The 12,805-nt window shown below is 49.6% G+C and carries 10 protein-coding genes; 5 read left to right on the top strand and 5 right to left on the bottom strand.

All coding sequences use genetic code 11. The features are described 5' to 3' along the window. Window positions 1-43: 43 nt before the first annotated feature. Window positions 44-1,183 carry a hypothetical protein gene (locus E4L98_RS17620; RefSeq protein WP_135202848.1) on the bottom strand — a complete coding sequence of 380 codons (1,140 nt, stop codon included), beginning with the start codon at window positions 1,181-1,183 and terminating at the stop codon, window positions 44-46. Between the two features lie 1,100 nt (window positions 1,184-2,283). Here E4L98_RS17620 and E4L98_RS17615 point away from each other — a divergent pair. Continuing rightward, a complete protein-coding gene (locus E4L98_RS17615) occupies window positions 2,284-3,345 on the top strand; it encodes a hypothetical protein (RefSeq protein ID WP_135202847.1) in 1,062 nt (353 codons plus the stop codon). A gap of 175 nt (window positions 3,346-3,520) precedes the next feature. Here the strand turns inward: E4L98_RS17615 and E4L98_RS17610 are convergent, their stop codons facing one another. Both E4L98_RS17610 and E4L98_RS17605 read right to left on the bottom strand, forming a co-directional pair. Continuing rightward, window positions 3,521-4,315 (bottom strand): hypothetical protein, encoded by a 795-nt coding sequence (locus E4L98_RS17610; RefSeq protein ID WP_135202846.1) that lies wholly within the window; start codon window positions 4,313-4,315, stop codon window positions 3,521-3,523. A 490-nt stretch (window positions 4,316-4,805) separates the two neighbouring features. Next, on the bottom strand, window positions 4,806-6,230 hold the full coding sequence (locus tag E4L98_RS17605; RefSeq protein WP_229257432.1) for a hypothetical protein: 1,425 nt from the start codon (window positions 6,228-6,230) through the stop codon (window positions 4,806-4,808). Window positions 6,231-6,365: 135 nt separating this feature from the next. On the opposite strand from E4L98_RS17605, the gene E4L98_RS17600 reads away from it, so the two are divergent. The 3 genes from E4L98_RS17600 to E4L98_RS17590 all read left to right on the top strand — a co-directional run bounded on the left by E4L98_RS17600 (window position 6,366) and on the right by E4L98_RS17590 (window position 10,605). Beyond that, window positions 6,366-8,072, top strand: coding sequence for an ATP-dependent nuclease (locus E4L98_RS17600; RefSeq protein WP_135202845.1), 1,707 nt, complete (start codon window positions 6,366-6,368; stop codon window positions 8,070-8,072). Further along, entirely contained in the window at window positions 8,065-9,381 is a 1,317-nt protein-coding gene (locus E4L98_RS17595) for a DEAD/DEAH box helicase family protein (protein WP_229257431.1), read from the top strand. The genes E4L98_RS17600 and E4L98_RS17595 overlap by 8 nt, the downstream gene beginning before the upstream one ends. Before the next feature lie 156 nt (window positions 9,382-9,537). Continuing rightward, window positions 9,538-10,605, top strand: a complete 1,068-nt coding sequence (locus E4L98_RS17590; protein ID WP_135202844.1) for a DUF3800 domain-containing protein — start codon at window positions 9,538-9,540, stop codon at window positions 10,603-10,605. Between the two features lie 436 nt (window positions 10,606-11,041). On the opposite strand, the gene E4L98_RS31395 is transcribed toward E4L98_RS17590, so the two are convergent. Both E4L98_RS31395 and E4L98_RS17585 read right to left on the bottom strand, forming a co-directional pair. Further along, on the bottom strand, window positions 11,042-11,221 hold the full coding sequence (locus E4L98_RS31395; RefSeq protein ID WP_503826142.1) for a hypothetical protein: 180 nt from the start codon (window positions 11,219-11,221) through the stop codon (window positions 11,042-11,044). Between the two features lie 13 nt (window positions 11,222-11,234). Continuing rightward, on the bottom strand, window positions 11,235-12,158 hold the full coding sequence (locus E4L98_RS17585) for a cupin domain-containing protein (protein ID WP_135202843.1): 924 nt from the start codon (window positions 12,156-12,158) through the stop codon (window positions 11,235-11,237). Window positions 12,159-12,266: 108 nt separating this feature from the next. Between E4L98_RS17585 and E4L98_RS17580 the strand changes: the two genes are divergently transcribed. Next, the gene (locus E4L98_RS17580; protein ID WP_135202842.1) at window positions 12,267-12,797 is read left to right on the top strand and encodes a carboxymuconolactone decarboxylase family protein; all 531 of its coding nucleotides are present in this window, start codon (window positions 12,267-12,269) and stop codon (window positions 12,795-12,797) included. The last annotated feature ends 8 nt before the right edge of the window (window positions 12,798-12,805 follow it).

Raw genomic sequence — 12,805 nt, 5'->3', positions numbered from 1 at the left:
GCATTTCTTCGTTGGGCCACTTTTCCAAAAAAAGGAAATGACATTAGTGCAAGATTAGATCATTGTTGATTGCATCCTTAATCGCATTACTCCAAGTAGTGCAGAGTTTATTTAGCTGAGCTGAAATTTCAATCAGATCTTCACTATCTGGTAAATGTGCAGGCTCAATTGTCGAACGTGGAACATACCACCCTACGCTCGATGAGATAAATTCAACATGCTCCGAGGAAAAAGCAGGGCGAAGCGAAGTTCCATCCTTGCGGTTCAGATGCTCAGAGAAATCCCGTACTAACTCTTTAAGCGGAGATATACGTAGTGGTTCAGCTGGGCCGACAAAGTCCGAATCAAGGACATAAGCCCTTTCAAACTTTTGCTCAAGGCACTTCGCTTTGCCAGACAACGTCACCCGCCACACACTGGTTAAGGTATAGATAAGACCCAGTTCTTTCAGGTTATCGATCGCTAGCGTAATTCGCGGTAGGATTTCATGAGCTGAAGCCGTGTTGCCGAATGCTTTTTTAGCCTCAACCGGATTAAATTGCAGCGCACCCTTAGTTGCGTCAAGCACGCACAACTTTTGCTTGTCAGACGTCTCAAGTGACTTGGCTTTTCCCTTTGCCGTTTGCGTATCCCAATGCCACCAAACCAAATCTTCGCGGGCCTTTCCCTCTTGATGTTGCTTATAAAGAGCAATTAATACCAACAGCGCATCTAGTTGAGCTTGGTCCGTGGAGATCTTATTCCATAGATCAGTCTGAATGTTTCGCATTAGCTGGCCTAGCGAACCTCCATCCTTTCCTCCGTCTACGTTGTCGACAAGGCGGTTCGGGAGGTAAATCTTGTTTGCGATATCGGGCAGGGCGCGAACCGGGAAGAGATGTGCTTTGCCTTCAGCTTCGCTTTTGCCGTCGTCTTTGCCTTTGCGTTTGGTTTCGCGTCGTCCTTCAACGAAAAAACGATTCTCCAGCAACCAGTCAATCGCTTTATTAGCACGGGAGTGAGGCAGTGCCATGTGTTTCTTAATGGAAATCCTACCCCAGCCGGTATTTGCTTTTCGGCCTTGACCACGGCGAAGTGCAATCATCGCAAGTATGCAGTCTGCGTTGCCTGACTTCTCGGCAATCTCGTGGATTTCCTCAAGTGAAACGGCAAAAAATGATCCGATAGCTGGTTCTGCGCTCATTGACTATGATGCTCTGCATCAAGGATTCTTGGGAGCAACATGCTACCAGTGTTTGAGCGGGTTTGGCAGGAAAAAACGCTGAAAAACTGATTAAACAGCGCCTTAATCTACAAGCAATAAACTTCTTAAATTTTTGAGCGAAAATGCTAACTAATTGATTCAATTGCGTTTTCACAAGAATTTCGAATAATTCAGCATTCTTTGTGAAAATGCTTTATAAACAATGACATAGAGCTAGAAATAGGGCCCGCTCTTGTGAGGATAGGTGATGCCTCTCGCTGACATCGCATACCCCCTCAATTTCGAGCCGATAAAGTCTATCTGTCCCCTGAGCAATGGGAATAGATGGTTGCTGCGACTACGCAACCGCAAAGAAAGAAGAACACAGGCCACGACGTGTACCAAGTTTCCACATATCCGAACATCTCCGAGATGTCATCCGGTGCTCGGCCGTCATTTGCGATGCTGATCAGCACTTTGTGGGAGCTGATAGCGACTACGCTCAGCGTTGCCAGTGCTGCCGTTCGGATTGAGATCCAGCCGGCATAAGCCAAACACCCGGCAGCCGCGCTTGCCAACAACCCGACCAACATCAGCTTGCCGGTAGCAAACGGATCGGCGCCAATTACACCCGCGACTGACTTTACAAAATTCCATACTATGATTCCGACCACGAGAAGTACCAAACCGAACAGGATGGCACTATCGTTACTGCTAGACCTATGGCTCATACAATTCCTTTCTCTAGAGGTTGTTGCAGATGCAAGTTTAATTTTGTATCCACACGGCAATGGTGCCATAGCAGGATTTGCATTGCACTAATAGTCCCAGCCAAAAGTAAGTTTCGTTGTATTTTTGTGTTTCCGTTAAGAAATTTTGACTCTGGTTAGCTTGTATATCAGGTTGTTCCCGTGCGTCCCGACCAGGTGGCGATCCTGCCAGCGCGTACGTGCGCCGAGGCAGTTTGGCGATGAGGTTGTGCTTGAGAATCGCGCGTGCATGATCCCTTCTGATCGCGTTGGTATGCGCGGAAGTACAATCAGATTTTTTAGCACTAGCGCTCCACCACCGAAGGACAATAATTGCATGAAAGCAAAGCGATGACTTCCGATTCCCAATCCGCAGCAACTGCGCAATCCCAAGAGCCTCAGCAATACACGATTAAAGTCCAAAATCCGTATGTTCCGTCGGGCGCATATCGAGATGGGATAAGAGTTCCTCTAAGCCATCTTTTTCCGTTTCTCAACAATCGTGAGAAGAACGATCTTTTGTACAGAAAGCTGATGCTGGAAAGGGCCGATGCTGATCAGGGCGCGTACATTCAAGCGGCGTGTGAACTGACGGTTTGCGCTTGGTTCGCGTTCATAGCCCGGCAAACGCGCGGCAAGTACGTCTACGAACTGAAGCTATCGCCTCCGAAAGATGTTGACTGCGCTCTATGGTACAAAGAATATCAATTTAACATCGAGATCAAATGCGCAGATTATTCTAAACAAAAACAGATTGTTACAAGCTCTGATTTTGTAGTGCATGGCTTAGGACGGTTAACCGACTACTCTGATCTTGTGGGCAACCTCCAGCAGCTTTTTGATGGTGCCGCCAAGCCGGCATCCGTGGGTGCATCCCATCACATGGATTGCAAGATGAAAGATTATTTGCTTAGCGCTCAAGAAAAGTTTGGCTCTAGTATCGAGCAGCATCATCTAAACGTTTTGTTTGTGGCAGTGGATTGCCAGATGGATATGACTAAGTGGATTGCCTACCTTAAGGGCACTCAAGGACTTTTTACAGATGAATCGTTTGAGGCGGCAGATAATTATAAAAATGTCGATCTGGTTGTATTTTCAAATTTGTACCACAGGCACTCTGACTTGAAGAAAAAAAGGCGAATTTCGCAGCATTGGGCTCTTCATGAAGCATTTAATTTTGCAGTTGTAAACCCGAGAAGCACTAAAAGTGACGAAATTCTCAAGTCGTTTTGGAACGTCATTCCGTTTGAAAATAACGCCCTTCACCAATATCTAAAGAATTCTGATATTCCATTGGAACTCCAGTCGGGTACTGGCCTTAGTTATTTTGTGGGGCATCAAATAGAGAACGGCATCCAGAAATTTCAGGGATATGCGGACGATAGCGGCGAGGTAGACGCTACTTTTCCCTGAGCCTTGCTTGAAGTCACTCACGTTCATTGAAAACGAAAGATAGTTGGCAATACGGTGGAGGGGCTAAATATCGCGCCTCCGTTGCAAGTCGCTCAAGGCCACGTCGCATAACGCATTTTTGATTTTGTGAGGTGGTATGTAGCTGTGGTGTGCGGGAAATTGTTTGGGGTGGTGCTTAAATGCAATAAATGTTGCATAATGAAATTTTCATATGGCCTGTGCCTTTGTAACATTGTCTCAGGTTGTCACGAATTGGCGTCCAAGAATCAACAAAGCCGGCAGGTATAGAACTCACGCCAATTAGGCGTTCGGTCTTTTCAACTTTGTCGGGACCTGCGCAAAGAGCTTGTACGTTCAGAGTCCAGCCTTCATGAACGACATCAAAGGATGGATTTGTATCTAAGAAATTACCTTCTCTTGAAACAGTGGAGGGATCTAAGGCGTTCAGCCATGAAAGAACGCGACGTTGAATTTTGCGTCCAGCGGGCTGCGTTGTAGGTTCGCCCTTGCTGGTGATGGAGATGAAGTAATCGGGGTGAGGTGTTGAGTTGAGGATGTCCAATGTCGCATTTATCATTGCATTCGTTGACCAGTTTTCGCCCTTGTCTTCAGTAGCTAACACAGCCTCAAGATAGAACTGGCTTCCATCACGCGCAGTCACAAGGAAGTCAGGCTTTTTTTCAGAGCCATTTTTTAGCACTGGATGAGGCTTTAGCTTGTAGCCTAGCCGTGTGAGGAATTCGTAGATGAGAAGTTCAAAGCCAGCAGAACGGAAAGCAACGCCATTACCAGACTGAAGACGAGCCACCATTTCAGCCACTTCCTCTTGAGGGTAAGCCTCTAGCAATCGTTCAACAAAACTGCGAACGACTCCAATCTCCGGACGAGCAGAGCGATCAAGAAAAGCAAAGTCTGGTTCGTTCAGCTTTTTAGGGCTGGTGTCGGTTCGCTCGTATTCAGTAAATATCATGAGATTGCCTTAGTGATAGAACTACGGTTTGAGCTGAAACTTGTAGGACGCGACGATGTCTTTCGCCGTTTTTGTCGCATGTCCGTTATGGCTATTAAACTCTTCAAAGCGTTGGGAGAAGTCTGTCTTCAACTACCCTCTATATCTCTTAGGTCTGCTGCACTATCCAGAGCAATTTGCGTTGCCTAGTCCTTCAAATTACCTGGGATGTTGCTCGAAAAACGACGAGTGACCATGCTTCATGTCATGTAATAAAAAAGATTTATACTGTTTATATCAAAAAGTTCTTGAAAAACTTACTCGTCGTTAGTTGAGTATTGTGTTGTCTGCTTAGCATAAACTGTCTCCGTGACTCGTTCAAAAAATCAGCATCGCTCAAATGCTCGCCAGAGATCTCATACTCGTGAGCTATATGCATGATCTGTCGTTAAAACATTCTGTTGATGAGAAACTGATAGTCAAGGATTCAGTCGTGATGGCAGAAATCGCACTACGCTTTTTGGCTTGCTGCATGATTCCGATGCAACTCTGAAACCATCGCCATCAGTCTGTTGATAGGTTCGGCAAGCCGTTTTGGTAGCACTCGATGTTGAGTGAACGTTTTCAGATCAGGAAGCCAGCGATGTGCAATCCATACGTCGTCTTCTGGATGGTTGTTGTCCACGCCGTTACAATACTTGTATCCAACAAGCGCGTCCGAGTACGACAGAATAAAGCGCACCATCGTCATGTGGAGGCGATGGGCCTGAAGATCCGCTAGGCCACGTGATCGAGGCAAAGTAATACGCAGACAGCGCTGGTCGTTGAATTCACGCCAGTCAGGCCCCACAACTTCGCCCGCGCGCTCAAGCATCTTGCGTGACTGGTCATTCCTCCCGTTGACAATCGCAACTGCAACGGCGCCATTCGGATACCCTAGCTTTTCAGCGAGTGCGTTCATCCAACGCACCAGCTTGTTTAAAGTCTGATCGTTAGCAAATACAAGAAATTGATGTCGCTGCTCCTCATCGAGAAATGCCGGTAATTGGGCATAGAGTGGATAGAGCAGATCATGAACATACATGTAAGTCTGCCGGCGCCCTTGTTCGTGGCTTCGTGTAGTCGCAGTTAATACTTGATTCGCCCACTCCGCAGTGAGCTCGGCTAGCGCCATCTCCGTAATGTCAATAGAGATGAGAGGAAATCCGAGGGATTTGCCAATCAGAGCTTTACGGCCATCAAAGGCGTGACCAAATTCGATTTCAACGCCAGCCATTATCATTCGCTCAGTTTGGACAGGCCGCCCGAGCACGGCTATATCAAGCCGGAATTCACTGCCAAAAGGCGTCCGCAAGGTGTACTCGGTTGTAATCTGATCTGCTCCGAGCAATAAGTTCCCTTCCAGTGCGTAGTCTGACGCATCGGCGTCCTTGAACGCCCATGGCATGGCAAGCCCTGCACGCAAGCGCCGCGCAAGCTCTGCGGCGACGACTTCTTTCGCCTGCTTGTGTTCTGGGCTCTCCTGAACTGCACCCCGCCTGCCGGCTTCTTCCTGATCAAAGTGTGCCTTTGGGTTGAATGCATGCGGTGCTGGAAGCACACGAAAGTGCGATCGTCGACGCAACTGCCCATTTTCAAAGGAGGGGCTGACCCATGTCACCATTTGCCTTGAGTCACCTGATGACACTAGGGGCCAGAGCTTACGAGCATGCTCACGACTTCGTACGTCTCGTGCGGGGATCTTGGTCTGGAAAATGCCTTTCCGGGAAAAGACAACAATTGCTTCGTCCATTTCGTATTTCTCTTCTTCTGGTAAAAGCTTGTTCCAAGGATTTATGCGATTTGCAGTTGCAAGAATTATGGCATATATTGCAACTTGGAATTTGTTGGCATGCCTAAGTTCGCGCGCCAGTATATGCGCGCCAGTTGCCGGCACCCATGACTCAGGTAGCTCGCTTGCGCAGCACATGCACTTTTCGGGCGAACTCTCTGAGTTTCAATTGAGTGTTGGGAGGACTCAGGGCAAGGATACCGATGGCGACGAGGCGTATATTTTCTGAGGGGCTGACGCGTGAAAATTAGAAAAATAGGGATTAAGAATTTTCGAGGAATAAAAGAGCTTGACTGGAGTCTTCCAATGGGCGATGTTTTCTGTCTGATTGGTAAAGGGGACTCTTCAAAGTCTACAATCTTGGACGCCCTCAGATATGCCTTCTATCCGCAGTGGAACCTTACGCTAACCGATGCAGATTTCTACCAATGTAAGGTGGACGATGCCATCGTCATTGAAATCACCATTGGCGAATTGGTTGAAGAGTTTTGCTCGCTGGACAAGTACGGTCATCACCTCCGGGGATGGGACGCAGTCGCCCTGAAGCTTACCGACGAGCCCGACGATCATTTGGAAAACGTCCTGACTGTGCGACTCACGGTAGAGAAGGATCTTGAGCCGAAGTGGGTGGTGTACTGTGACCGCTTGCCTGAGGGTGTTCATTTTAAGTATGCCGACCGGAACAAGGTTAGCGTGGGGCTGATTGGTACTTACAGCGAGAAACAGCTCTCGTGGGCTACCGGCACTGCTTTGGCGAAACTCACCGAGGCACAAAGTCTTAGCGAGCTCCTAGCAGTTGCTTCAAGAACGGCCAGGGCCTCATTGGATGCTGACCGGCCAGTTTCACTCAAAAACTTCGACGCTGCTGCCGAGAAGTCGCAGGAGATTGCGAAATTGCTGGGGGTGCCAGTTTCAAATGCTTACAAGGCTCACCTCGATCTCGCCTCGATCAATCTGAAGGTTGGCGGGTTGGCCCTTCATGATGGCGACATTCCTCTACGTCAGTTGGGTCTTGGGTCGCGCCGAATGCTTCTGTGTGGCATTCAAAAGATGGGACTGGAGGAGGGGCATATCACTTTGTTCGATGAGGTGGAGTTCGGTTTGGAGCCTCATCGGATCACCAGGCTCATCAAACACATCAGGGACGACAAGCGGGGCCAATACTTCCTGACGACACACTCACCTACTGTATTGCGAGAGCTTACCGTCAAAGAGCTGCACATTGTCCACAACAAGGGAGGTGTTGTTGAGATTATTTCTGCGACAAAAAAAGGACTTGAAGAATTTGAGGTTCAGGGGAAGATTCGGTCAAGTACAGAAGCGTTCCTTGCGAAGAAAGTTGTAGTGTGTGAAGGAGCTACCGAGGTGGGGTTTCTGAGGGGCTTTGACGATCACCAGATCGGCAATGCAAAGGATTCGCTTTCGTTCAATGGCATTGCGCTGTTGGACGCAAAAGGCGCCAGTAAGATCAAAGAGCTGGCCAAGGCGTTTAAATCGCTCCGCTACGACGTTTCAGTCCTCGCGGATGCAGACGCTGAGGATCAGTTCTCAACTGCTGATGTTACTGAACTTTTGTCACTTGGTGTGCCAGTACATGTCTGGAGTGACAAGCTTTCGTTAGAAGAAAGGGCGTTTCAGGATTTGCCTTGGGATAGTGTTTTGGCTAGCGTAAAACTTGCGCAGTCTGAACTGGGTTTTCCTGTTTACGATCAGGTACGATCCAAATTTCAAGACGCGCTTGATGGTGACATTGGAAGTTGGACTGAAAGCGCGAAGCTGCGAGCCGCCATCGGCGTCGCAGCGAAGAAAGGAGGGTGGTTCAAGGACACTACGAGGGGAGATGAGTGGTTCAAGACGGTGAGCCCTGCTTTCAAGGACGGAGCATTTTTGAAGAGGGACTTGGCTCTCAAACTGGGAGCCCTTTGGGCGTGGGCTGAACATGTCTGATGAACTTGCGCTCAAGCTCAACGATTTTCCTGCGAAGGGGTATGTAATTGCACCTGCCGGATATGGTAAGACGCATCTTATAGCCCTTGCAGTGAAATCCTCTATCAAACGGCAGTTGATCTTGACCCACACCTTCGCGGGCGTTAACTCAATCAAGACGAAAATGATCGCTTTGGGTGTTCCTTCGTCCAAGTACCAGATTGATACGATTGCAAGTTGGTCACTTCGCTTGTGTTTGGCGTATCCCAAGACCTCGGGGTGGAAGATTGAACACCCAACTGGGAAGCAATGGTCCAAACTATACGATTGCTGTTCAGGGTTGCTGAAGAAGCAGTTTATTCGTCGCGTTATCAGTGTCTCCTACGCAGGGGTTTATGTGGATGAGTATCAGGATTGTTCGGATCTGCAGCACTCTCTAGCCTGTGCCTTGGGAGACTTTCTTCCTTGCCGCATCCTGGGCGACCCAATGCAAGCTATCTTTGACTTTGACGAAGGCAAGCCTGTCGACTGGACCGCGAGTGTCTATCCAGTATTTACATGTCTAGGTCAGTTGGACATCCCATGGCGCTGGGAGAAGGCAGGGGAGCCAAAGCTCGGCGCCTGGTTGAAGGACACGAGAGCGAAGCTGGAGCAGGGGCAGAAGATTGACCTCACGAACGGCCTTCCTCAATGTGTGAAACGAGTCTACACCGCTCCAGAGTATCTGTCAGTCAAACAGTACAACTCGCTGTTGGGGCTGTTGGGGCATAACGAGAGTGTAATTGCTCTACACGGTGGCGATCAGGAGTCAAAGAATAAGACGCACAAACTTGCCCAGCGATTAGCAGGTCGCTTCTCTTCTATCGAAGAAGTTGAAGGCAAGGCGCTCCACTCATTCGTGAAGAAGCTCGACGCAGCAAAGACGATCAAAGAAGCATTCACGCTCGTATTGGACTTCGCCAAGAAATGCTTCACTGGTGTGAGTGACGCGCTTACGGCTGGCACAAAGAAGGGACAGGTCGCAAAACAGACCAAAGCGACCAAGTACCCTTTGGTCTTGGATGCAGCGAATGCCTACCTCCAAGATCCGACAACTGCCCGTCTAAAAGCCTTTTTCCTTGAAATAAAGGCAAACCCAGAAACCTCGGTATATCGTCGTGATCTTCTATATCGTTTCTTCAATGTGCTCAAGATCCACATTGACGGTGTAGGAGCAAATATCTCAGAAGCCGCAAATCATTATCAACGCAATATGAGGCACTCAGGACGACCAATCAATCATCGAAAGCTTATAGGGAACCACTTTGCTGGTGAAAGGATTGGAATATGACCATGCAGTCATACTTGATGCGGATGCACTGGACGCCAAAGACCTATATGTTGCCATGACGCGTGGATCGAAGTCTCTCACAATCATTGGTTCGGAACGGCACTTACCTACGCGGTGAGGTGGGCGTGCTTCTGTAGGTCACCTGAGGATGGCATTATGCATGTATTTTTTGATGAGTCGGGTAACACTGGTAGCGATTTGCTAAACAAGGAACAGCCACTTTTCGCCCTTGCATCTACATGTTTAGAAGAGGGGGTAGCGCAGAGGTTGATCGGTCCGCTAAAGCGACAAGGACAAAAAGAAGCTAAGTACAGCAAGTTGAAGAATTCCGTATCAGGGCAGAAGGCGTTGATTGAATTCCTTTCGTGTCCAGAGCTTAGCTTATCGACTGCAAAATTTACGCAGGCGGATAAGCGCTACTATCTCATCACGCACCTAGTCGATAAGCTCATCGAGCCAACTCTATACGAAAATGGGCGGGATCTTTATGCGAAGGACGGGCACGTAGGATTGGTCAATGTGTGGTATTACGCTGGAGCGACCATTTTTCCCAATGGACATTGGGAGAGGGTACTGTCTGCTTTTGAACACTCGGTACGATGCCCAACAAGCCGTGCATTCTCGGAGTTTGACACTACGTTGCTGCGCGCCTGCAGCCTCACCCCGCACGATTGTCGGGACTTTGCGACCGGGCTGTTGATGGCGAAGGGCCGACTGGAGGAGTTTATCGGCTGCTATCGTGGGGGCGTTGTATTCGATCCCGCCCCCGACCTCTTCACCGCGATGATTCATAAGTGGATGGATGACTATCCTGGAAAATTTGCGATTACCCACGACAAGTCAAAGCCGTTAGCGAGGAACGAAGCTTTCTTTCGAGCGCTCATCGTAGATGCGCCGACACGCTTCATCGGCTATGGCGATCACCAAGTTGAAATGCCATTGAGGGTCAATGACTTCTCTTTCGCCGATTCACGTGATTTTGCGCAGCTCCAGATTGCCGACATCATCGCCGGGGCATGCACCGATGCGTTACTCGCCTGGTCGGGACGGAAGCCAATGACTTCCTATCACGAGGCGCTTAAAGAAACGAATCTAGAAAGTCTTTTCGTGGGAGGGATGTTGCCCACTCCGTCTATGCCTACGGTTAGGGCGCCAGCACCTGGGGAGGTCAGTCTGGTCGATGGATCTGCGGCGTTTTTGCGCGAAACCGGTTACGCTCGCTGACTTGTCCGCCGAAATAAAGTGATGCTTTTGGCTCGCCAATCTCTATGCGCATGCAATGCCGAGCAACTCACAACGGTCGCCATGATGAGCCATGTGGCAGAGACGGGTAGCGGAAGAAAAATATTGCACGAGATATTTCTGGACTGTAGAGTGTTGTGACTGCTCCATCTTCGGAATGCAGGCATTCCACGGAGTGCGACAAATACTTTTCCAAGTGACCCATAAGGGGACTACGTCCTCATCAATTCGCAGAAGACCTTATTCTATAAGGCTTACTTTAGTAGTCGCGAATACTGCTGCGTTAACGCTTTCGGCGGTGATACTGGTGAAAACGCACAGTCACCTCATTGGAGTGATCTAAAGCCCTTCAAATGTCTCTAGAAGATTAACTGCGAATAGCTGTTGAAAAATATCCTAACGGGCCGGGATGCGTTGTTCAATATTTGCGTAGACGCGACAAGGCTATGTAGTGATACTTGCGGACATAACGCTGAGTGATGGCATGATCATTCGCAAAACCTGTGCATTTATGCGGCATTGCTCCGCCAGGCGTCAAAAAGTCGACGATGTCCGGGAGTTGCTGACCGAGTTCTCGTTCATAGGAAAAGCCGCTCATTCCCTTGCTGCGACTACTCCGAAATACTTGAGCGGCGCCAAGCTGCGGGCGTATAACCTGTCTGCGCTTTAAATACTCGCTTAAACGCCGCTGTGGATTGGTAGCCGACCAACTCTGCTACGCGCTCGGTTGTACCGCCCGGGCGACGCAGCTCTGAGGTGGCGAGCGACATACGGATATCGGTTAAAAAACTATTAGCTGATCGTCCCAGCTTCTCTTGGAATTGACGTGCCATCGTTGCACGCGACATATTGCATAACTGAGCTAAGCGTGGCAGTGTCCAATCGCCAGACGGTTCACGCATCATCGCTTCCAGTGCCGGTGCCAGGCGCGGCGACGCTGCCAGCGCCATAAGCCCTACAGGTGCATTCTGCGCTTCACTCGCTAGGCGCATGACGAGGGCGAATAACGCAGAAGACAGCGCTTTAAGCATCGCCTGTCCACCCAGGTTGCCGCTATCTGATTCATGCCGTATCAGGGCTACCAGGCCCGCCAGTTGGCCAGCACTATCGCCGCCACGCACTATCAAAAGTTCAGGTAGGTAAGCGCGCATCAAACGGTCGGCGTGTTGAGGCAAGATGAAGCAGCCGCACAGCATGTCGAGTCGCGCACCACTCCCGACATTCTCACTCACAGTTAAATTGCTTGCTTCGCGATTGCGGACTGCTGCAGGCTTTTTGCCGCTGCCATCGTGCAAGCGGTGTGCTGACCCGTGCGGCAAAAGTATGACATCTCCCGCATACAGGATTTCCGGCGGGCCGCCCGCTGGATCATCCACTGCTGCGCGTCCTTCCATAACTATATGGTAGGGGATCTCTCCAGGGCCGGAATCTTCATACACGACGCGCCACGGCGCACCATAAAGACACCGCACTTGCAAGTAGCCACTTACAGGCGAGAGTTCCAGAAGACGAGTTAACCAATCGATAGTTGACATAGGTTTGTGAGACGAATTAGCACGACATTGAGCATTGTAGCCGTAGTCACACTCAGCCACTCGGCATAAAGTAGTTCCATCGCAACCAATCTCGTAAAGGAAAAAATCATGACTCGTATCGTAACCCCTGCTATTGCCGAGGCTAGCGGCGCTACTGCTGAAGTGTACGCACAAATCAAGAGGGCAGCGGGCGTTGTGCCCAATACGTTCGCCACAATCGGCGCACATAGTCCCAACGCCCTTAAAGCAGTGCTGGCGGCGGATGGGGCGGTAACTTCGTTAAGCAAGCAAGATCAAGAGATCATTAAGTTGTTGGTCAGTGAAATCGCCGGCTGCGACTATTGCGTGGCTGCGCACTATATGCTGGGCAAGATAGTTGGCCTGACGCCTGAATCGATGAGAAAAATCCGGCGTTTTGAGACGATTGGTGACGTTAAGCACGATGCGCTGGTGCGTTTTGTTCGCTTGTTGCAGCAAACCAGTGGGACGATCCCGCAGCCGGAGTTCGATGCCGTCAAGACGGTGGGCTACACCGACGAGCAGATTGTGGAGATTAGCCTGGTGATAGCGGTGACTACTTTCACGAATGTTTTCAATCGTATCAACGATACGTCCATCGATTTCCCAGCCGCTATTTAAGGAGAATA

The organism is Duganella callida (assembly GCF_004614165.1).
Taxonomy (GTDB): domain Bacteria; phylum Pseudomonadota; class Gammaproteobacteria; order Burkholderiales; family Burkholderiaceae_D; genus Rugamonas; species Rugamonas callida.
This window is presented reverse-complemented; position numbering and strand designations above follow the sequence as displayed.